A 22,522-nucleotide genomic window follows, 5' to 3' on the forward strand; every position below is an offset into this window, starting at 1 on the left:
AGATGCTCACAATAATAAAACGAGAAATAAACTCCTTCTTTTCCAGCACCATTGGGTATTTGGTGATTGCCGTGTTTTTGGTGATCAATGGGCTGTTTCTTTGGGTTTTCAGCGGCAACTTCAACATTCTCAATTCTGGGTTTGCGGACCTTTCCCCCTATTTTGAACTCGCGCCTTGGGTATTGTTATTCCTGATTCCCGCAGTATGTATGCGCTCCTTTAGCGACGAAATGAAAATGGGTACGTTGGAACTTTTATTGACGAAACCCATTTCGCTGAAACAAATCGTTTTGGGAAAATATTTTGGCGCCGTGATTTTAATAGTAATTGCGTTAATTCCAACAATTTTATACGTTTTCACAATTTCGGAATTGGGCAATCCGCCCGGTAATTGGGACGTGGGCAGCACTATCGGCTCCTACATCGGGTTGCTGTTTTTGGTATTTGCCTATACTTCCATCGGCATCTTTTCATCCACGCTTTCGCAGAACCAAATTGTAGCCTTTATCATTGCGGTATTTCTGTGTTTTGCGCTCTATTATGGGTTTGAGGGCTTTACCTCCTCCGCTGTCGATATTTCAACTTTGGGAATGAAGGCGCATTTTGACAGCGTGGCGCGTGGCGTTCTGGACACGCGCGATTTAATTTACTTTTTAAGCGTGACGGTGTTTTTCATAGCGTTGACCATTTTTAAATTGAAGAAACAATGATGAAGGCTTCAATTAAAAAAAATATCGTTTCAATAGCCGTTTTGGTCGGAGGTTTACTTCTTTTGAATGTCCTCGGAAATTATTTCTACAAACGTTTTGACCTTACGCAGGACAAGCGTTTTACCCTTTCCGCGGAAGCAAAGGAAATTGTTGATTACGTAGATTCTCCCATTATAGTCGATGTTTTTCTGAAAGGAAATTTTCCCCCGGAATTCCGAAGGCTTCAAAGTGAGACCGAGCAACTTTTGGAGGAATTTTCCGCATATAATTCAAATATTAAGTTTGATTTCATCAATCCCACCGAAAAAGGCAACGAAGCCTTTCAATCGCAATTTGAAAAGTTTGGATTGACCCCCGCGCAGGTTTCCGTGACCGAAAGCGGCAAGCAGAGTACCGAACTCGTCTATCCGTGGGCACTCGCCCATCACGATGGCAAAACAGTTAAAATCCCGTTGCTGAAAAACCAACTGGGCGCCACTTCCGAAGAACGTGTAAACAGCTCCCTCCAAAATCTGCAATATGCTTTCGCAGACGGTTTTAAGAAACTGGCCACGCAGAAATCGAAAAAAATTGCGGTTCTGAAAGGAAATGGAGAATATGACGATCGCTATATTGCCGATTTCTTCGCAACACTTCGGGAGTATTATTTTATCGCGCCTTTTACCTTGGATTCGGTAGCAACCAACCCTGAAAAGACTTTAGATGCACTCAACGGTTTTGATTTAATAGTTGCGGCCCAACCTACGGAACCATTCAGCGATGCGGAAAAATATGTACTGGACCAATTTATTATGAACGGCGGTAAATCGCTGTGGTTGATGGATGCCACACAAATGCAGATGGACACCATAAGCGGAAATATGTTCGCCTTTGGAAAGGATTTGAATTTAAATGATTTCTTCTTCAAATACGGAATCCGCATCAATCCAAATTTGGTAAAAGACGTTTATTCCGCCCCTATAGTTCTGGCAAGTGGCGACGAACGCGAAGCGCAGTACAACCGCTATCCGTGGTTTTTCAGTCCATTGAGCAGCAGTGCAAACAATCACCCCATAGTTTCAAACATCGAGGCCGTTAAATTTGATTACGCCAGTGCCATCGATACGCTGCCGAACAACATTAAAAAGACCGTGCTGCTTTCCACCTCGCCTATTTCAAAAATCGTGGGACTTCCCTTCCCTATTGACTTTGATGTGGAAATCCCAAAGAATTTGCAGGTGGTAAATGAAGGCCCAAACCCAAATGAGTACAATGCAGGGGAAATTCCGCTTGCGGTTTTGCTGGAAGGACAGTTCACTTCAGCGTTCAAAAATCGCGTGAAGCCACTTAAGCTTAACGTGAAAAATATAGATGACGGCAAACCTTCAAAAATGGTTGTTATAAGTGATGGAGACATCATAAAAAACCAATTGCAGGGCAATCGCCCGCTCGAGCTTGGCTTCGATAAAATGACCAATCAGTTCTACGGAAATAAGGAATTTCTGCTGAATACCGTCAATTACCTTTTGGACGACAGCGGACTTATAAACATTCGCACGCGGCAAATTGCGGTGCCATTTCTCGATCCACAAAAAACGGTGGAACCGCGCTCAAAATGGCAAACGCTTAACCTGCTGTTACCGTTGGGCTTACTTGCGCTTTTCGGAATCGCTTTCAACTTCTACCGCAAACGCCGATACACCCGTTAAATGTTAATAAGTTTGTTTTAACAAACACTTCAATTGAAATATATTTGTAGGTATGCTAAAACCAAGGCATTTATCATTATTCTGATCAAAAAAATAAATATTCAATGAAATTCATCGTATCGAGTTCGTATTTATTAAAGCAACTGCAAGTTTTGGGTGGTATTATCAACAATAATAATACGCTTCCTATTTTAGATAATTTTCTGTTCAATTTGGATGAAAAATCCCTTACCGTTTCCGCTTCCGATTTGGAAACGACCATTTCCTCAAAACTGGAAGTGGAAAGCACCGAAAAAGGAATGGTCTGCATTCCCGCAAGGCTTTTGTTGGAAACCCTAAAAACATTTCCGGAGCAACCTTTGACATTTACTGTTGAAGACAACAACACCATCGAAATAAGCAGCAACCACGGTAAATATGCCCTTGCCTATGCCAGTGGCGAGGAGTTTCCAAACGCCGTGGAATTGAAGGATCCTTCTTCCACAGTGGTCCAGGGCGATGTGCTGGCTACGGCCATCAGCAAAACAATTTTTGCTTCGGGAAATGATGATTTACGCCCAGTAATGAGCGGTGTCTTTTTTCAGTTTTCAACAGATAATCTAGTGTTCGTTGCCACCGATGCGCACAAATTGGTAAAATATACCCGCGACGACATCAGTGCTTCGCAAACCGCGGAATTTATTATGCCGAAAAAGCCTTTAACGCTTTTAAAAAGCATACTTGCCGGTAGCGAGGAAGATGTTACCATTGAATACAACGACAGCAATGCCAAGTTCATTTTTGAAAACACCGAAATGGTGTGTCGCTTGATTGACGGGAAATATCCAAATTACGAAGCGGTTATTCCGAAGGAAAACCCTAATAAATTGGTGATTGACAGAAACCAGTTCTTGAATTCCGTACGTCGTGTCTCCATCTTTTCCAGCAAGACCACGCACCAAATCCGTTTGAAAATTGCGGGTGCGGAGTTGAACATTTCCGCAGAGGACATTGATTACAGCAACAAAGCAGAGGAGCGCTTGACCTGCGATTACCAAGGCGACGATATGCAGATTGGCTTCAACAGCCGTTTCTTAACGGAAATGCTGAATAACCTTACAAGCGATGAGGTTTCCCTTGAAATGAGCCTGCCCAACCGTGCAGGAATCCTTACCCCGGTCGATGGACTGGACGAAGGCGAAACCGTTACTATGCTGGTAATGCCGGTAATGCTCAACAATTAAATCGCTCTCTTTACGATAAAATTTAGAAAAGCCGTCCCAGTCTGGGGCGGTTTTTTTTTGGCTTATTTCTTTTTTTAATGATGACTATTCAAACTTCTGACGATACTTAATTGATAGTAATCCTTAAAACTAAAGTCATGAAAAAATTTTATCTTTTTGTTTCAATTTTATTGATGGGCGTCTCAACAATTCAGGCCCAACTTACCGACGTAGTAACAGGTCTTGACAATCCGTCGCGATTGTTTCTTAATGGCACTGACCTGTATTATTCCACCGCTTCAGAAATTTTCAAAATTGACATTACCGAAAATTCACCCACCCCGGTATCGGTAATTGGTGGACTCAATGGCACCGTAGGAATGGCTATGGAAGGAAATACGCTTTATTTTTCGGAATTCAATGCAGGTAAAATTTCAAAAATTGACATAACCGACCCCACGCCCACCGCAGAAGTGGTCATCTCTGGATTAAACACCCCCGGTAATTTGCTGCTTGACGGAAACACAATGTATTACTCAGATCCCAACGATAATTTTGTAGCTAAATTTGATGTCACCGACCCTAACCCGAGCCCCGTGGTAGTAGCCACTTCCAATTTCAATTTTAACCCCTCTGGGTTGGCTATGCTGGGAAACATACTATATATGGGCCAGGGCCAGGCAAATAGAGTTTCCATGGTTGATGTAACCAGCGGAAACACCCAACCCACAGATGTAGTTGTGGGAGTAAACAGGCCTTTGGGAATACGAGTTGTGGGAAACAATCTTTTCATCGCCGAATATATCGGGAATAAGATTTCTAAAAAAGACCTTTCCAACGGTTCCAGTACTGCGGAAGAAATTGTAAGCGGCATCAGTAGTCCCACCGATATTGAAATTGCCGGAAATACCCTATTTATATTGGAAAAAGGCGCCAATAAAATATCCAAAATCACCATTCCACTTGGGGTGAACGATCTATCGGCCAAGAGCATCCATCTGTTTCCGAATCCCGCTACCAGTTTTATCCAAGTTTCAAATTTACAAGATCCGCAACCTTTCACCATTTATGCGATAGACGGTTCAAAAGTAGCAACGGGGATGATACAGCCGAACGAAAGGATCAATATAGAAAATCTTTCCGCTGGCGCCTATGTGTTTACCGTTTCTGGTGCTTCCACAAAATTCATCAAGAATTAGAGGCGTATTTTAACTTGGAGAACTGTAAACTGCAACTAAACAGTTAATTCCGACAATAATTTTTCCAAAACTATAATAAAGCCGATGACAATAAAAAGTTTCGTCGATTAATGCTAACCAAACATTAAATTAAAATATATGAAAAATCTAAAAACAATCTGTATTCTATTCTTTTCCGTACTTATGTTTTCCTGCTCCAAAAAAGACGATGGCGGTGGCGACAGTGCTCCCGAGGCGGAATTTAGTGCAACCATCAACGGTGGCGGCTTTGGCAACAATTATACATCGCGTTTAGGCTTCTATTCAAGCGATTATAGCGATAATGGATTGACGCTAGCCATAACCGATGAAAGTACAAACATTGTCCGTATCTTTTTAAACCAAACAGGGGGCTTTGGAAGTGGAATCACCAAAATCGTGGGAGATGTTGCTACCAATGGGTTCGTAACTGGCGTTATAATTCGCGATCAAACCAATCAGGTAACCTACGGTGCTTCAGAGGGAGAAATAAATATTCTGGAAAACCGTGAAAATCCCGAAAACGAGGACGGCCGTTTAATCTCGGGAAACTTTACTATTACCGGAACTTCAGGTGCAGGACCGACGGTTACTATGACAGGAAATTTTAAAAATTTCGCCTATTGAGGGATACAGCTTATAGAAATTAAAAATAGCAGCCATCGTGCTGCTTTTTTAATGGCAATTTTGCCAGTATTTATTTTCCAAAGTTAACCGTACCTTTGCAGCCAATGACACACACAGACACCATAGTGGCAATGGCAACCCCAGCAGGTGCGGGGGCAATAGCGGTAATTCGTCTTTCGGGACCAGATGCAATTGCTATTGCTTCTTCCCTATTCACTTCCGTTTCAGGGAAAGAGCTTGCCAAACAGAAAACCCACACCGTGCATTTAGGCCATATAAAGGATGGCGAACGCGTGATTGATGAAGTGCTCGCAACCATTTTCAAAAACCCAAATAGTTATACGGGCGAGGATGTGGTTGAAATTTCTTGCCATGGAAGCAACTACATCCAGCAGGAAATTTTACAGTTATGCCTTCGGAAGGGTTGCAGAATGGCCCAAGCGGGCGAGTTTACGCTTCGTGCGTTTCTGAACGGAAAAATGGATTTAAGCCAAGCCGAAGCAGTTGCAGATTTAATCGCTAGCGACAGTGCTGCCAGCCACCAATTGGCAATGCAACAAATGCGCGGCGGATTTTCCTCTGAAATAAAAAAACTTCGCGAGGAACTTTTAAATTTTGCTTCCCTCATAGAATTGGAGCTCGATTTTGCTGAGGAAGATGTAGAATTCGCCAATCGAGAAGAATTTCAGAAACTTATTTCAAAAATAACCCATGTTCTGAAGCGACTTATAGATTCCTTCGCCACTGGAAATGTTTTAAAGAACGGCATCCCCGTTGCCATTGTGGGCGAACCGAATGTAGGGAAATCTACCCTGCTAAATGCCTTGCTTAACGAGGAAAGAGCGATTGTAAGCGATATTGCCGGAACCACGCGCGATACCATTGAAGACGAAATAACCATTGGCGGCATTGGTTTCAGGTTTATTGATACGGCAGGAATTCGCGAAACGGTGGATGTGATAGAAGGTTTGGGAATTCAAAAAACATTTCAGAAAATAGAACAGGCGCAGGTAGTTATTTATCTTTTTGATGCGGAAAAATTCAAGATTCAAGGTTCAAAATTTAAGATTGAAATTGAAACTATTAAAAATAAATATCCGCTAAAAAATCTTATAATTGTTGCCAATAAGGTTGATAAACTTTCCACAGAAGAAATCCAACAACTCAATATCTCCCTGAACGCGGTTGAAAATTCTTCCTTTTTGTTACTCTCTGCAAAAACAAAAGATGGAATTGAAGAACTTCAAAACAAACTCCTCGAATTCGTAAACACCGGCGCGCTTCGAAACAATGAGACCATTGTTACCAACAGCCGCCACTATGACGCTATGCTAAAGGCTTTGGAAGAAATAATCAAAGTACAGGAAGGTATTGACAATGGTTTAAGTGGTGATCTTTTGGCAATAGACATACGGCAGGCACTGCATTATTTCGGTGAAATAACTGGTGAAATATCGAATGACGAACTGCTTGGAAACATTTTTGCTAATTTCTGCATCGGAAAGTAACTTGCCTTCATTAACATGCAGGATTTAAATTTAAAAAGAGCTGAATAAATTATTGTCTTTTAATAATACCATTCAGGCTCACTCTAATAGTGTTGTCCAATAGGTCTTGCAAGCTATATTCCATAAGTGCGGTTTTATGGCTTATTACTTGATCCAGATTTATCAGATGAAATTCACAAAACAACTGGGTATTGATTGTGGGGTCTATATCACCACTCCTTTGCCCCTTTTTCAATAAGGTTTTAATTATACCAAAAACTATTTTACCGCGTTGAAGGGCATAAAACTGATAGGTTTCCAGATAACCTCTTTTTAAATCAAAATAAAAATTAGGTGTAATTTTTATTAAATGTTTTACGGCGTATTCATAAATCTTTATTATTTTCTCTATCGGTGTTCCCCTTTCATCTTGAATCCTTTTGATATTTGAAAAATGTAAATCAAAAAGATGGTGAATACATTTTTGAACCAATTCCTTTTTACTGCCATAATGAAGATAAATGGTCTTCTTTGATAAACCCATTTCTCGGGCTATATCATCCATTCTAACGGTCTTGATTCCATGTGTTTGAAAAAGCACAAGTGACCTAACCAATATGGTTTTTGACAGGGACATAGCTGTAGATATCTATTCTTCTAGTTGATAGTTTTTCAAAATAGCATCAAAAGAATATTTACCGCTGCCAAGTATTAACAAAACTACATAGGCCAACAAGTAAAACAGTCCTAATTCTTTTATGGCATAAGGATCGCTACCGTGAATCATTAATACGGCTACCAACATGGTTATAATTAATGGAATGGCCGCTATTCTGGTAAAAAGTCCAATTAGCAGTAATATAGAGCATAAAACTTCTGCAACCACAGTTAGTACTAATCAAAACGTTGCGCTCATCCCCATAACAATGGGAAACTGAATATCTCCGCTAAACAGTATGTATAGTTTTGGAATTCCATGAACAAGCATCATTATACCCACACCCAACCTTAATAATAAGACAGCCATACCAACTGTGTTCTCTTTTAATTCAATATCCAGTAATTTTTTCATAATTCATTGTTTTGTTTCTAACCTATCTTTACTGAAGTCATTGTAAGTGAACCTCCAACAGGTTTGTCGTTAAATATTGTTATTTCTTCATTTTTGGTCTTTAATGCCAAGGTGTAAATCAACGGCATATAATGTTCGGGCGTTGGGATGGCTAACTCAAAAGCTTTTCCTTGGGATTTAAAGTTTATTAAACTTTTGTGATCTTCGTTAACGATAAAGTTTTTCATCTTTTCGTTGGCCTCTATAGTCCAATCGTAGGCATATACTTCGTTTAACCTTTTCCACGAAACCATGCGAAGATTGTGTACCATATTTCCACTTCCCACAATTAGAACACCCTTTGTGCGAAGGCCATTCAATTCCTTTGCTAATTCATAGTGATATTTTGCAGGCTGTGTATAATCAATACTCATTTGAATTACCGGGATATCGGCATTGGGATAGAGATGTTTTATAACGCTCCATGCTCCGTGGTCGAGCCCCCATTTATCATCTAATCCTACATTTGTTTTTGTTATTATCGCTTTGGTCTGTTTTGCCAGTTGAGGGCTTCCCGGTGCTGGGTATTGTACTTCAAAAAGCTCCTGTGGGAAACCTCCAAAGTCATGAATGGTAGGAGGATTTTGCATTGCTGTTACATATGTGCCATTCGTTTCCCAATGGGCAGAAATACAGAGTATTGCATTGGGGCGTACCAATTCATTTCCCAGCCGTCTAAAATTTGCCACAAATTCATTTTCGTCAATGGCATTCATAGGACTTCCATGACCCAAGAATAGTACAGGCATTTTTTCTGTACTACTCATTGTTGCTGTCATTTTATTTAAATCTTTCAAATTCATACTTGAACCTATTAGCGGCAATAGTGCCATTGATTTTAAAAATTGTTTTCTATTCATTGACGTAATTTAACTACGAAACTTGCTTTGCCATACACGTCTTCTCTGCTTATCTTTTGGATTTTAAACTTTTTCATGATTTCTAAATTCAAAATATGAATAACTTCCCTTTAAATAGTTTTACTGTTTGGCGAACTGTAGATGAACTACAATATCCACATCCTTACCAATACCAGCTGCGGTAGGGTCAAAATTAATGTTATAGTCAAACCTGTTGATAGTGGTTTTCGCTTTCAAACCTAATTTTTCACCTTGGTCGCTCTTGGCAGTTCCCCCGTAGTACACATCAAAAATTACTGGTTTTGTAACTCCTTTAATAGTAAGCTCGCCATACAATAAAAAATATTCTGGTTTACCGGTCGCTAAAATTTTAGTGCTTTTAAAGGTCATCGTCGGATAGGTTTCTACCTCAAAAAAATCGGCACTTCTCAAGTGTTTGTCCCGCGCATCTACATTGGTGTTGATACTTGCCACTTGCACGTTAAAATTAAATTGTGCATCACGCAAGGCCTCGCCATTAGTGGTTAAACTACCTGTGTAGTCTAAAAACTTGCCATTCACCAAACTAATGCCTGAATGCTTGATGCTAAAGTTTAACGAAGAATGGTTTGGGTCTACCTGCCATTGGGTCTGTGCAAAAGCTCCTATTGTAAATAGGGACATTACAACTAAAATCAGTACTTTTTTCATAATCATTTAAAATTAAATTGTTAATTAATTATTTGATTACAAAAATAGTAACACTACGGATGTTAAGAATTACACTTTTCGGTAGTAGAGGTATAATTTTAGGAAGTTAACAGGCTTCGCATTTCATCCCGAAACTCACCTGGTGTTTGTCCCGATTTTTTTTTGAAGACATTTGAAAAGTAAGAATTTTCATTATAACCCAATTCGTAGGCTATTTCGGCAATGGTTTTATCTGTGGAAGTCAGAAGGTTTTTGGCTTCAGTCAATTTTCTGGTTTCAATGATTTCCGAAACACTTTGCTGTAGAATATTTTGGCAAATTAAATTTAAGTTCCGGGTGCTCATAAACAATTTTTCCGCATAATATCCCACGCTCAAGGGGCGCCTAAAATTTTCTTCCAAAATGGCGAGAAAATTGGTAAAAGTCTCATTTTGGTTTGAGGAAATATCTGTGGGCTGCTGTTTCTGTTTTTCTGATAATACAATCGAAATAACGGCATTAAGCAAATGGCGAATGACGGAAAAATCAGGATGTGATTGCCTTAATTCATTATACATCATTTCAGTCAAAACAGGAAGGCGGCCGGTAAGCCTTTCCACCGGCCAAAATATATTAGCCGTATTGTGGAATGCAGCGTAAAGTTGAAAAATAATTTCAGCTGCAAATTCACTACCAAACCTAATTACCCAAACATCGCACTTACCATCTTTTACTATAGGCTTTACTCTGTGAACCTTACCTTTGCTTACAAAACAAACATAGGGAGCATCTACGGTTGTGGTTTCAAAATCTATGAAATGCTCAATAGAACCCTCCATTCCTATAAGGATTTCTTCAAAATCGTGGATATGAGGTTCATTAGTTGAAGAAGCAACTTTTTTTGCCTCTTCAACGTCAAACCTAAATATTTTTACTGGTTGGTCCATTGCTTAATTACTGATGTAGTGTAAAAACTAAATTTACAAATTTTAAATCAGTTCTCTTCATTATCCCCCACCACCTCTTATACAAGGGTAAATCCGTTAATATTTCCATAAATCCCAAGATTAATGCTTTCTTTTTGTGGAATTGGCAATGCAAACCCATAGTTTTGCCCCCTTATTGAACAATAATTGAAAAAACAAAATTATGAGTCAAGTACAAGGAAATGAAACCGTAAAACTTCACTACACAGGAAAATTGAACAACGGACAAGTGTTCGACAGTTCCGTACAACGCGAACCAGTGGAGGTAAAACTGGGGGAAGGTCGTTTAATTCCAGGTTTTGAAAAAGGATTGGTAAATATGAAAGAAAACGAAAAGAAAACCATTACCATTCCTAAAGAAGAAGCTTACGGCGAAGTTCAAAAAGAACTTTTCCAAAAAATACCGAGTGAGAATTTGCCACAAGACATAAAGCCTGAAGTGGGTATGGGGCTTGTATCTAAAAATCCAGACGGTAGTGAGCGCCAATTGCGGGTTGCCGATGTAAAGGACGGGTTTATTATTGTAGATGCAAACCATCCATTGGCTGGGCAAGATCTTACCTTTGAACTCGAGCTCCTCGCAATAAAATAAATTTGATAACCGTATCGATGCAAAAAAGACTACCAAAAAAAGTAGTCTTTTTTTATTTCCAATTAAAAACAAAAAAGTAATTAAGAATGGAGAGGTTTTTATTTATTTCTTTATAAACTTTTTATAAAATACACCATCCGCATTTTCAAATACGCAAAAATAGATTCCCGAACGTAATGTTTCAATGTTAATAGTATTGATAACCGGAAAAATTTCCATCACATTTCTTCCTTGCATATCCCTAATTGAAACAGAATTAGGTTGGGTGCCTTCTTCCCATTGCAAATAAATGTTGTGTTGCGCAGGATTGGGATATATCGAAAAAGGCACAGCTTGTACAGTATTTATTTCCAAGGTGCCGGTATAACGCATCACAGAAGCCTTTTCTCCATTATTTGCATCTAAATAGGCCACATAAGGCATACCCGTATTGCTGAATGCAAGTGAGGTATAACCCGTTGCTCCTTCCGAAAATCCTTCCGTTCCAAGGGCTACCCAATCTGTACCGTTATAAAACATTGTAGTTGCCTTATTTGCATTTGCTTTATCGCGAAAAGCTATATACGGAGCTCCAGCATTACTGAATGCAAGCGAGGTAAATGAAACTTCATCTTCCGAAAATCCGGTATTCCCAACCGGTATCCAGTTGTTCCCATCAAATTTCATTACAGTCGCTTTACCTTCATTTCCACCATCTGTGTAAGCCACGTGCAAATCATTATTACTATCAAAAGCAAGTGATGGATATATAATATTACCCGCTGAGAATCCTGGAATTCCTACATAAACCCAAGTATTTCCATCAAATTCCATCACGCTCATCTTGCTTGCATTTCCAGCATCACGAAATGCCACATAAGGATTGCCACTATTGCCAATGGCGAGAGCAGGATCGGTATAAATTGAACCACCACCGGAAAATCCAGGACTGCCCACAGGTATCCAGTTGCTTCCATTAAATTTCATAACAGTAACATTATAACCTTCCGCCCAATCTTGGTATGCGACAAATAATTCACCAGTGTTGCTAATTGCGAGGGAAGTGTGATATGCAGTATCTGCAGAAAAACCAGCAGTACCAACAACTACCCAGTTGGTGCCATCAAACTTCATTACCGTTGCTTTTGAGTCAAGTGAACTGTCGGAATATGCTATGTACGGCGTTCCACTATTGTCTATGACGAGCGAAGTATAACTTACTTCCCCGGGAGTAAATCCTGCTGTTCCAACAGAAGTCCAGTTATTTCCATTATGCCTCATCACAGTAGCTTTAAATGAATTACCACCATCCCTATAGGCAACATACGGTTCTCCATTAGTATTAAATACTAAGGAAATATCCTGAACAATTCCCGCTGAAAATCCGGGAATACCAACCACTTCCCAATCCTGTGAAAAGGCGGCTGTAGTCATAAATATTATTAATAAAGAAAATAAGTGTCGTAATTTTTTTTTCATCATAAAATCATTTTTTAATTATAGGGATTGGTTTTCATCCCCTTTAAAAGTCCATCGAATTTCTTTGTGAAATGTCATCACTTGGGTTTCCACAAAACAAATTATCTGGATAAAAAATAGAAAATGGCGAAGTATTTATTGTAAGTATGCAAGAATGGAATAGAAAAAAGGAAAGAAATCCTTGAAATTGCTTACAGTAGTATGGTTGTGGAATTACAGCTTTCTTGTTTCTAATTTAAGAACAATCGCATCCACACAATTAATCCCATCAATGGCTGCGGAAATTATTCCCCCGGCATAACCTGCGCCTTCGCCACAAGGATACAAACCTTTTATTTCAATATGTTCAAGCGTTTCAGAATTTCTTGGAATTGCTATGGGGGAAGAAGTTCTACTCTCCGGCGCATGCAAAACTGCTTGATTTGTATAATATCCTTTCATCTTTTTTCCGAAGGCTACAAACGCCTTTTTTAAACGTTTTGAAAGTAAGGCCGGTAGCACTTCATTTAAATCCGCCGAAACAATTCCGGGTTGATAGGAAGTCTTCGGAAAATCCTCTGAAAGCTTTCCCTCCACAAAATCAATCATCCGCTGGGCAGGGACTCTTTGGGTCTTCCCTCCTGCTTCCCAACAACGCTTTTCCACTTCCTTCTGAAAATTTAAGCATACAAAAGGATCGTCTTTTTTATAGTTTGGCAAATCCTTCGGCTCCACACTCACCACAATGCCGCTGTTCGCATACGGATTGTTGCGCTTGCTTGGGCTCCACCCATTTGTAACCACCTCCTCCTGTTCCGTGGCGCAGGGCGCTATTATTCCGCCGGGACACATACAGAAAGAATACACACCCAATCCATCCACCTGCTCCACCAAGGCATAACTGGCCGGTGGCAAAAACGGATTGTCCACCTCGCCGTGATATTGTATATAATCGATCAGTTCCTGTTGGTGCTCCACCCTAACCCCGATGGCAAACGGTTTGGCTTCAATCTTAATATTTTTATTGTGAAGCAAATAAAAAATATCCCGTGCGGAATGGCCGGTTGCAAGTATTACATTCTCAAACTCAAACCATTTTTCGTTATTTATTTGAATGGCTTCAATAGCATTCGCTTTCAGCTTTAAGTCGGTCAATTTTGAATTGAAATGCACTTCACCACCATTTTCGATAATAGCTTCCCGCATTGCAGTGATTATCTTTGGAAGTTTATTGGTGCCAATATGTGGATGTGCATCTACAAGAATATCTTCATCGGCGCCAAAATGAACAAACCATTCCAAGGCTTTTAGCACATTGCCCCGCTTTTTTGAACGTGTGTAAAGTTTTCCGTCGGAATAGGTTCCCGCGCCGCCCTCGCCAAAACAATAATTGCTTTCCGGGTTTACGATTTGGTCTTTATTGATTGCCGCTAGATCCCTCCTGCGCTCGCGGACGTCTTTTCCGCGTTCAAAAACAATCGGTTTCAATCCAGCCTCAATTGCCCGAAGCGCTGCGTAAAGCCCTGCCGGCCCAGCGCCAATGATCGCTATTTCCTTTGCTTTTGAAACATCTTGAGGCACGAATGGCGGAATGGTTTCCCTTTTTTCACCTTTCAGCCATATTTCAATCTGCAGATTTATTTTGATGGGTTTCCGGCGCGCATCAATGGAGCGCTTGCGAATCCGCCAATCGCTAATTCCATCCCTGCGCAGCTTCTCTTTTTCCAAAGCAAGTTCAAGGATATAATCCAAATCTTCCTGTTGCCGCGGTAATATCGCAATTTGTACCAATCTGCCCATAGAGCGCAAATATAAATTTTTAATGGCGAAGTTTTTCACAATAATCAATCCTGAAATATTCACTAACCCCTAGTTAAAAATTGATTAAACTTATAAAGTGTGCCTCCTTTCGTCCAGTTATTGGCTATTTTTAAAACAAATAATTTTATGGGAAAAACATTTCATAGTACGTTGGCCACTATTTTTATAATCGCCTTATTAAATACCTTGCAAGCCCAGGAATTGAAGGGCTTTATATTTGATACAAATAATTCCCCAATACCTGAGGTTTCGGTTTTTGTGAATGGTAAAAAGACCGTTGAAACCAATAACGAAGGATTATTTACGCTTTCCGAAGTATTCAAGCTTCCCTTAAAAATAACGCTTCAGCATCCAGATTTTTACAATGTTACCGTGCAAATGACCAAGAATAACGAGGCTTTTCAACTTTCACCGCTATCCAAATCTGAAAAACTCGATGAAGTGATTATTTCTTCAACCTATCAAAAGGAAAGCAAGGTCCTGATTTCCACGAAGAAAATTTCCGCTGAAAAATTTGAGGAATACAGCCCCAGGGATTTAGTTTCAGCCATCAATGAAACGCCCGGGGTTTATATACAGAGCGGGGCCATCAATACCAACCGGATCGTAATTCGGGGCGTTGGCTCGCGCACGCTTTATGGCACCAATAAAATCCGTGCCTATTTTAACGGAATTCCCATTACCAATGGCGGTGGCGAAACGGCAATAGACGCGATTGATCCCGAGAATATTCAGACCATGGAAATAGTAAAAGGGCCCAAAGCCACACAATACGGCACCAATTTGGGCGGAACCCTGCTGATAAATTCCAAACAGGCCGCCGTGGGCAATTCTTACTTCGCCACCAACCTTTCCGTTGGCTCCTTTGGACTGATTAAAAACACGGTCGCCGCCGCGACTGCAACCGACAGGTTTTCCTTAAATTTAAATTACGACCACTTGCAAACGGACGGCTTTCGTGAGAATAGCGATTATGATAGGAAAACCTTGTTCCTTACTTCCTCATATAAATTGAATCCTAAAAACGAACTCGGTTTACTGATAAATTATGTGGATTATCTCGCCCAGATTCCCAGCTCCATTGGCAGGACGGCTTTTGAGGAAGACCCTTCCCAAGCGGCCTTTACGTGGAAGGCTGCGCAGGGTTTTGAGGATAATAAACAGACCTTGTTGGGAGTGAGCAATACCCATCGATTTTCCGAAAATTTCAGCAATACCAGCAGTGTTTTTTATACCTATTTAGACCATTACGAGCCGCGGCCTTTCAACATTTTGGATGAATTCACCAATGGATACGGCGCACGGACGGTTTTTGCAAAAGACTTTTCATTTTTAAAAAATAAAGCCAATCTCAGTTTTGGAGGGGAATTTTACAAAGATGAATACAACTGGAAAACGATTGAAAATTTATATGAGGAAAACAATGGCAACGGCAGTTTGGAAGGGCAATTGTTAAGTGATAATATTGAAAAAAGGGACAATTTGAATGTTTTTGCGACCGTAACTTTGCCCTTTACCCAAAAGTTTAAAGGTCAGTTTGGCCTCAATTTTAACCAAACCACTTATGATTTTACCGACGACTTTAATGTTGGGGCTTCCAATAAAAGTGCGGAACGCAATTTTGAGCCCATTTTGGCACCTAATGTAAACTTATTATATCAATTCACTGAAAATAGTAGCGTTTATTTCAACTTCAGTCGCGGCTTTAATTATCCTTCCATTGAGGAGACCCTTACGCCGGACGGAGTTATAAATCCCAACCTCGGGCCCGAAAAGGGTTTTAATTATGAATTGGGAAGCGAGCTCTTTCTTTTTAAGAGAAAACTTCACTTTCAGGTGAATGCATATCTGTTGGATATTGACGATTTACTGGTAGCGGAGCGCATCGGCGACGATCAGTATATTGGCAGAAATGCGGGCAAAACGCAACACAAAGGGATTGAATTAAATATTTCCTATAACCAATCCGTAGGACGATTTTTATATATTTCTCCCTACTTAAATGCGGAAATTACCGACCATACATTTATCGACTTCGTGGATGGCGACAGTGATTTTTCGGGAAACCAACTTACGGGAGTGCCCGATAAAAAAGTAAACGGAGGCATAAATCTTAGTTTTAAAAACTTCAGTTTGAGTTCTAATTTTCTTCATATTGGCGAAATTCCACTTAACGACGCTAACGCGCTTTATTCAGAAAAATATACGGTTTTCAATACTAAGGCTTCCTATAAAAATCAACTTTCAAAAGTGCTCTCTTTTGAAATAAATGCAGGGATAAATAATTTTACGGATGAAAAATATGCCTCCTCGGTTTTGATAAATGCCACCGGCTTTGGGGGTTCCGAACCGCGATACTACTACCCCGGCATGCCTCGAAATTGGTATAGCGGCTTTAAACTAAAGTATCAACTTTAAGCCTTGAAGTTTGTACCTTTGCGAAAACTTTTAACATCATGATTTTCCTAGAAAACGAAGGCAACACCAATCCTCGACTCAACCTTGCACTGGAAGAATACGCCCTGCGGAACTTTAGCGCAGATAATGATTATCTGCTCTTCTACATAAACGAGCCGTCCATTATTATTGGCCGTAACCAAAACACCTTGGAAGAAATTAACCACGAGTATATTGAACAGAACAATATTCACGTAGTGCGAAGGGTTTCGGGCGGTGGTGCGGTATATCACGATTTTGGGAACCTCAACTTCAGCTTTATTACCGATCACGATATAAAAAGTTTGAACAACTTTAAAAAGTTCACCGCGCCCGTAATAAAGGTTTTGAACAGTTTGGGCCTAAATGCGGAACTTAAGGGCCGCAACGACATTCAGGTGGATGAAAAGAAAATTTCTGGCACTGCCCAGTTTTCTACTGGAAAACGAATGGTAAGCCACGGCACACTTTTGTTTGATACGGATTTGGGCGAAGTGGTAAACGCGCTTAACGTCAAAATGAGTAAAATTCAGAGCAAGGGCCATAAATCGGTACGCAGCCGCGTGGCCAATATTTCTGAATTTTTAAAGCAACCTTTAAAAATCGAAGAATTCAGAAAATTGTTATTGGAAGGACTATACGAGGAAAGTGAACCGTTTGAGAGTTATCATTTAACGCCCGAAGAATGGAAAGCTGTCCACGAATTGAAAGAAGAGAAATACGACACTTGGGATTGGAACTTCGGACGTTCCCCAAAATTCAACATACAGCGGAGCAAACGTTTTCCAATTGGTGAAATTGATCTTCGTATTTTTGTGGAAAAGGGACACATCAAGGATTTTAAAATCTACGGCGATTTCTTCGGAAAAGAACCCGTGGAAAAGCTTGAAAAACTATTGGAAGGCGCCCGTTACGAAAAAGAAGACATTTCCGACTTGCTCAAGGATATTGAGATAAAAGAATACTTTGGCGACATTCCAAAAATTGATTTTATTGAATTGGTTTATGGGGGAGATTAAGTTGATGGTTTCAAGTTTTTAGCGTCTATTTCCTAATCCCTAATCCCTAATCCCTATTTTAAAAACTCTTCAAATGAGCAAAAACACTAAAATCATCCTTATGGTAGCGGCGGCGGTAGTGACCATCGTGGGGCTGATAACGGGAAGGTACCTATTTATTTTTTTGATGCTGCCCTTGGGTTTTCTCTTTAAGGGAAAAAACACCGACAAATAAAAAAGCCGCAATTTAGATTGCGGCTTTTAAAAGATATTTTGATTAATCCGATTATTCTACGATAAACTTACCCTGCATTAAAGCATAGTGCCCAGGGAAAGTACACATAAAAGTATAGGTACCTGGAGCTGGAGCGTCAAATTCAATGGTGTCGCTTTCACCCCCACCAAGCATTTTGGTATGCGCTATAAACTTATCTGTCATATCCGCAGGAATATAGTCGTTATCTTCCGCAACAGCTGCAGCCTGTCCCACGGCAGCCATATCGGCATCCTGTGTAAGTAGTGCCCAGTTATGGCCCATTACGTTTTTTTGCATTGTTCCCACATGCTTTAAGGTAAGTCTTACCTTTTGACCCGCTTTTACGCGAATTTCACTTTTATTGAATTTCATCTGGTCGTTCCCGGTAATCGTTACTTCCGTTACTGAATCATCCGTAGTTTCGGCAGGTGTGGTTTCCTCTACCGGAGCACCGATCTTTAAGTCATTTTTTTCTTCTTTCTTGTTGTCGCCACAGCTTATTGCAAGGACGGCCGCGAATACTAAAATTAGTTTTTTCATTGTATTATAGTTTATATTGATTATAAATAAAAGACAAAATTAACGGCTATTTTCTGTTCCACCAAAGTTAATTGGCTTCATTTCAAAAAAATTATGAAAATAGTAACATTTAAAAAGGACAGGGATCTCAGGAAATTAAAATTGGTACGAATAGGCCAAGCCAGCACCAAAAACCGTGGAGGTTCTATTAGAAAAATCAACACCTCCTATCGTCGTGAAAATACCCAGTTTTTCGGTTTTATACGATAGCGAACCGTAGTTATACCAATACTTCCACTCCGGATATAAAGGGGCGCCATAAGTGCCGAGATATTTTGAATAAGTGGTTTTTATTTTCCAGGTTAAGTTATTGAACTGTCCCATAACCCCCAAATGGTGTGTTTTGGATCTGTTGCTGATATACCGCGATTCCGTACTCTCCAAGGATAGTTCCTTATTGTATAAAATAAACGGGACGCCAATTACATTCTCCTCATAGGTCCAGCCGCTCCTGTAGATGGAATTGCTAAAATAATTGTCCTTTCCGCTGCCAACTGATATCCCACTTTGGTCCACAGTGTCGATATATTCGTAGAGTATCGAACTTATAAAACGCTGGTTGTTCGGTTTAAAATAAATACCCCACAGCCCATCGGGAAAATTCGCCCATCGTGTGCCGCTTCCATCCTCAATATAGTGGTCGTGATAGATAGAGAATTCCCCAAACTTATTTTTGAGGTCGTATTGCAATAAAATGCTCCCTAGGTGATTGCCCAGCTTATTTAGGGTTTCGCCCTCAATACCATATTCCTCCGTGGTGTGTGCAAAAAATACATTTACAAAATCCTTAAACCCGCTCTTTAACTTGCCCCATTCCGGCGAAGTACCTGCCCATTGTGCATAGTGCTGCACTTTTAGCGTAAGGATGTTGTTTTCATTAAACTTTGTGATTAACCCCAAACGCTTGTAATGCAGTTGCGTATTGTCCACATATCGGGTAACGTTCATAACATAATGTCCTATTCCCCAATCAATGGCAAAGGTTTTTGAAATTTTAAAAGGGTTATTGGCTTCCAGTAGAAACCCAGGTAGAGGCCGGGCATTTCCGGACCATAGAAAGTTTTGATTGGTTGCGGAAAGACCATCCAATACTTCCTCTTGTTTCTTAGCTCCTGCGGTTGCCAACAGCCACGAATTTTCAAACTGAAGATACAAATCCCGACGCTGGATGGCATCTTTCACTCCATCCCTGCCAAAGGCGGCTGCACCCGCATTGATTTTAAAAGTAGAATAATTAAGACTGGCATTAAGTTGGGCAGTTACCGAAAGATTTGTTAGCGCTCCCACTCCATAGTTCGTATTGGTGTGGAACCAAAACGGATTGTCATCTTTATTGGTCACGATAATTTTGGTTCCCACTTCCCCCTCAATCCCAAATTCTTGGGAAAAGAGAAACATTGGAAATAACAAAACTAAAACCAGGAAACCTTTCATAGTAAGTAGCAGCTTATTGCTTATTCAAAATTCGTTTGAGCAACGAACGTTCCTCGCGCGAATAGGCATACCCATATTTATTACCATAACCGAAGTTGTTTAAAGCTACATTATTCAATACCATTGCCACGTTGGTAAGGCGACCGTCCTCAATGGCATCTTTGGCAAAATCCAACAGGCGCCTATCGGTATAGTCAGCCCGCACTACATAAAGGGTGATATCAGCCAGCTTATTGATCAAAATGGTATCGGTTACAAGCATTGCGGGCGCGGTGTCCAAGATTATATAATCGTATTGCTTCCGCAGCTCCTCTACTAAAGTGGAAGTGCGTTTCTGCATTAACAATTCCGCGGGATTCGGCGGAATGGCACCCGATACAATTATATTTAGGTTTTCGTTATACTCACTCTGTGCCACTACATCTGCTACCTGCAGGTCTTCATATACAATATATTCCGTAAGACCTTTTTTAGCTTTTAAATGCTCAGGCAAATACCGTTGCAATTGCGGGTTCCGTATGTCGGCACCCACCAAAACTACCTTTTTCCCGGTAAGGGCAAGGGTTAGGGCCAGGTTGAATGCTACAAACGTTTTGCCCTCTCCTTTTATGGTGGAGGTTACGATTAGGGATTTCCCCTCTTCGTTCTTCTCCAACTTATTGATAAACAAATACTGCAGATTGGTCCTGAAAATCCTATAGGCCTCTGCCATTATACTTTGGTCGTTATGCTTTATCAGGTCTGAGTCTCCTTTCTGCACCTTTGGTATTTCCCCAATAATAGGTATCGATTTAAGATGTCTTTCTACATCCTTTCTTCCTTTAACTTTGGTATTCAATAAATTAAAGCTATAAATACCGCCGAATGGCACAAGCAGTCCCGCCAAGAGGGCACCCAAATAAATCAGGGATTTTTTTGGCGATACCGGCTCCTGCGGGCCATAGGCGCTATCCACTATCTTGGCCCTATCTGCCGTAGCCGCTAGGGCAATGGAGGCTTCCTCCCGCTGTTGCAGTAAAAAGAGGTAAAGTTGCTCCTTAATGGTCTGCTGCCGTTCTATGCCCCTAAATATTTTTTCCTTCGCGGGAACCTGCGATATTTTAGAACTGATAATATTCTCCTGCATGTTCAGATCCTTCATCGCTATGCGTAAGGCATTCTTTGAATTTTCGAGACTTTCCAATATGCTACTGCGCATTTGGGCTATCTGGTCATTCACGCTTTTCACCACTGGATTTTTGGGAGTGGAGGTTTGCAGCAGTTTATTTCTATATAAAATAAGTTCGTTATAGTTGTTCACCGCACTGCCCACGCTTTCATTTGAAATACCAATATTGGCTGGTAAAAGCTCATCCCGATCTGCGTTCTTCATATAGTCGATCATCGTGTTGCTCAACTCCATTTGGGTAGAGACATCCAATTGCCGCTTGTTAAACTCACTTGCATTCTCCAAGGTTATTTGGGCCTCGGCCTGAATGTCCGTCAACCTATTGGTACTTTTAAAGTCTTCCTTATTGGTTTCTACCGAGTCCAGCTCCCTTGTAATAATCTGCAATCGGGATTCAATAAAAGCAGAAGTTTTCTTCGCAATCTCGTTTCGGTCCTGTACCGCATCCTTATTGTATTGCCGTACCAATTCATTTAAAAAATCCTCGCCTTTCTCCCTGTTCTGCGTTTGTATGGAAAGTTCTACCACATTGCTCTTGGCATCTGTATTAAGAATGTTCACGCGTTCCTGAAATCGCAAGGCCACGGTTTCCACGGAATTATAACTTACTAAAATAGTCTTGTTTTTATATCCCCTAAATTTTTCAGCATCGTCCAGATTTGGGAGGACCGTAATTACACCAAAGGGTAGTGATATTTGTTCCCCAAAAGAGTAATTGGTTGAAATATTAAGCGGTTCACTTTCCAGATGAAATTCACTCTCAGATAGCATTTTGAAATAAAGCACGGGGATCGGATCCACGAAACTTTCATCAAAACTTTGGAACTTCACTTCAAAGGGTCTGTATCCATAAAGTTCTGAGGTTTTTATATTGCCCATCACTTCATACTTAATATTAAGCTGTAGCTCCTTTACCGTTTCTGAAATGAGCCTCTTTGAATTGAAAATAGCCAACTCATTGTCAATCTGGTTCGTCTTAAACCGGGAGAGAAAACTGCCAAATTGTGAAAAGGCCGCCATTTCCAGCGGACTCTGGGTTTTTTCATCCTTTATGATAATAGTTGCCTTGCTTTGGTATAATTGCGGGGTGTAACGCAAATAAAGAAAAGCCAAGACCAAGGCAATGAGTACCCCAATAACAAAAAAGTACCAATATCGGGTATATTGCTCAATCATCTCCCTTAGGGAAAGTTCTTCTGCTTCTTGATTTTTTAGGTTGTCGTTCATAACGTAATCTACTGGAC

At 40.4% G+C, this 22,522-nt stretch carries 21 protein-coding genes; 10 read left to right on the forward strand and 11 right to left on the reverse strand.

Features of this window, described 5'->3' with window-relative positions:
* The first annotated feature begins 2 nt into the window (after positions 1-2).
* From gldF to mnmE, 6 genes are all read left to right on the forward strand, one after another.
* On the forward strand, positions 3-710 hold the full coding sequence (gene gldF / locus MB09_RS05015) for a gliding motility-associated ABC transporter permease subunit GldF (RefSeq protein WP_045079808.1): 708 nt from the start codon (positions 3-5) through the stop codon (positions 708-710).
* Positions 707-2,398, forward strand: coding sequence for a gliding motility-associated ABC transporter substrate-binding protein GldG (gldG, locus tag MB09_RS05020; RefSeq protein ID WP_045079809.1), 1,692 nt, complete (start codon positions 707-709; stop codon positions 2,396-2,398). Before gldF ends, gldG begins: the two co-directional genes overlap by 4 nt.
* Before the next feature lie 104 nt (positions 2,399-2,502).
* The gene (dnaN, locus tag MB09_RS05025) at positions 2,503-3,621 is read left to right on the forward strand and encodes a DNA polymerase III subunit beta (RefSeq protein ID WP_045079810.1); all 1,119 of its coding nucleotides are present in this window, start codon (positions 2,503-2,505) and stop codon (positions 3,619-3,621) included.
* A gap of 137 nt (positions 3,622-3,758) precedes the next feature.
* A complete protein-coding gene (locus MB09_RS05030) occupies positions 3,759-4,799 on the forward strand; it encodes a T9SS type A sorting domain-containing protein (protein WP_131459829.1) in 1,041 nt (346 codons plus the stop codon).
* 138 nt (positions 4,800-4,937) lie between these two features.
* Complete coding sequence (locus tag MB09_RS05035) at positions 4,938-5,444, forward strand: hypothetical protein (protein ID WP_131459831.1); 507 nt, start codon at positions 4,938-4,940, stop codon at positions 5,442-5,444.
* Positions 5,445-5,548: 104 nt separating this feature from the next.
* Complete coding sequence (gene mnmE, locus MB09_RS05040) at positions 5,549-6,952, forward strand: tRNA uridine-5-carboxymethylaminomethyl(34) synthesis GTPase MnmE (RefSeq protein WP_045079813.1); 1,404 nt, start codon at positions 5,549-5,551, stop codon at positions 6,950-6,952.
* A gap of 49 nt (positions 6,953-7,001) precedes the next feature.
* On the opposite strand, the gene MB09_RS05045 is transcribed toward mnmE, so the two are convergent.
* The 6 genes from MB09_RS05045 to MB09_RS05065 all read right to left on the reverse strand — a co-directional run bounded on the left by MB09_RS05045 (position 7,002) and on the right by MB09_RS05065 (position 10,518).
* On the reverse strand, positions 7,002-7,568 hold the full coding sequence (locus MB09_RS05045) for a TetR/AcrR family transcriptional regulator (RefSeq protein WP_084709034.1): 567 nt from the start codon (positions 7,566-7,568) through the stop codon (positions 7,002-7,004).
* A 12-nt stretch (positions 7,569-7,580) separates the two neighbouring features.
* Positions 7,581-7,817, reverse strand: a complete 237-nt coding sequence (locus MB09_RS16265) for a DoxX family protein (RefSeq protein WP_205618091.1) — start codon at positions 7,815-7,817, stop codon at positions 7,581-7,583.
* A 12-nt stretch (positions 7,818-7,829) separates the two neighbouring features.
* Entirely contained in the window at positions 7,830-8,003 is a 174-nt protein-coding gene (locus MB09_RS16270) for a hypothetical protein (RefSeq protein WP_205618092.1), read from the reverse strand.
* 17 nt (positions 8,004-8,020) lie between these two features.
* A complete protein-coding gene (ygiD, locus tag MB09_RS05055; protein ID WP_045080160.1) occupies positions 8,021-8,845 on the reverse strand; it encodes a 4,5-DOPA-extradiol-dioxygenase in 825 nt (274 codons plus the stop codon).
* A 177-nt stretch (positions 8,846-9,022) separates the two neighbouring features.
* Positions 9,023-9,592, reverse strand: coding sequence for a YceI family protein (locus MB09_RS05060; protein ID WP_045080161.1), 570 nt, complete (start codon positions 9,590-9,592; stop codon positions 9,023-9,025).
* A 98-nt stretch (positions 9,593-9,690) separates the two neighbouring features.
* Positions 9,691-10,518 carry a helix-turn-helix domain-containing protein gene (locus tag MB09_RS05065; RefSeq protein ID WP_045079815.1) on the reverse strand — a complete coding sequence of 276 codons (828 nt, stop codon included), beginning with the start codon at positions 10,516-10,518 and terminating at the stop codon, positions 9,691-9,693.
* A gap of 202 nt (positions 10,519-10,720) precedes the next feature.
* On the opposite strand from MB09_RS05065, the gene MB09_RS05070 reads away from it, so the two are divergent.
* Positions 10,721-11,149, forward strand: a complete 429-nt coding sequence (locus tag MB09_RS05070) for an FKBP-type peptidyl-prolyl cis-trans isomerase (protein ID WP_045079816.1) — start codon at positions 10,721-10,723, stop codon at positions 11,147-11,149.
* Positions 11,150-11,251: 102 nt separating this feature from the next.
* Here the strand turns inward: MB09_RS05070 and MB09_RS05075 are convergent, their stop codons facing one another.
* Both MB09_RS05075 and MB09_RS05080 read right to left on the reverse strand, forming a co-directional pair.
* Entirely contained in the window at positions 11,252-12,562 is a 1,311-nt protein-coding gene (locus tag MB09_RS05075) for a T9SS type A sorting domain-containing protein (RefSeq protein WP_045079817.1), read from the reverse strand.
* Between the two features lie 258 nt (positions 12,563-12,820).
* Positions 12,821-14,386 (reverse strand): NAD(P)/FAD-dependent oxidoreductase, encoded by a 1,566-nt coding sequence (locus MB09_RS05080; protein ID WP_045080162.1) that lies wholly within the window; start codon positions 14,384-14,386, stop codon positions 12,821-12,823.
* A 147-nt stretch (positions 14,387-14,533) separates the two neighbouring features.
* On the opposite strand from MB09_RS05080, the gene MB09_RS05085 reads away from it, so the two are divergent.
* The 3 genes from MB09_RS05085 (at position 14,534) to MB09_RS16130 (ending at position 18,076) form a co-directional block, all read left to right on the forward strand.
* Positions 14,534-16,825, forward strand: a complete 2,292-nt coding sequence (locus MB09_RS05085; RefSeq protein ID WP_045079818.1) for a TonB-dependent receptor — start codon at positions 14,534-14,536, stop codon at positions 16,823-16,825.
* A gap of 38 nt (positions 16,826-16,863) precedes the next feature.
* Positions 16,864-17,862: a lipoate--protein ligase gene (locus MB09_RS05090; protein ID WP_045079819.1), complete on the forward strand. Its 999-nt coding sequence runs from the start codon at positions 16,864-16,866 to the stop codon at positions 17,860-17,862.
* Between the two features lie 73 nt (positions 17,863-17,935).
* Positions 17,936-18,076, forward strand: coding sequence for a hypothetical protein (locus MB09_RS16130; protein ID WP_045079820.1), 141 nt, complete (start codon positions 17,936-17,938; stop codon positions 18,074-18,076).
* Between the two features lie 51 nt (positions 18,077-18,127).
* Here MB09_RS16130 and azu read toward each other — a convergent pair whose 3' ends face one another.
* From azu to MB09_RS05110, 3 genes are all read right to left on the reverse strand, one after another.
* Positions 18,128-18,637, reverse strand: coding sequence for an azurin (azu, locus tag MB09_RS05100; protein WP_045079821.1), 510 nt, complete (start codon positions 18,635-18,637; stop codon positions 18,128-18,130).
* Positions 18,638-18,772: 135 nt separating this feature from the next.
* The gene (locus MB09_RS05105) at positions 18,773-20,110 is read right to left on the reverse strand and encodes a capsule assembly Wzi family protein (protein WP_045079822.1); all 1,338 of its coding nucleotides are present in this window, start codon (positions 20,108-20,110) and stop codon (positions 18,773-18,775) included.
* A 13-nt stretch (positions 20,111-20,123) separates the two neighbouring features.
* A complete protein-coding gene (locus MB09_RS05110; RefSeq protein ID WP_045079823.1) occupies positions 20,124-22,505 on the reverse strand; it encodes a GumC family protein in 2,382 nt (793 codons plus the stop codon).
* Between the last annotated feature and the right edge of the window lie 17 nt (positions 22,506-22,522).

The sequence above is a fragment of the Aequorivita vladivostokensis genome (genome assembly GCF_000952855.1).
GTDB lineage: Bacteria > Bacteroidota > Bacteroidia > Flavobacteriales > Flavobacteriaceae > Aequorivita > Aequorivita vladivostokensis.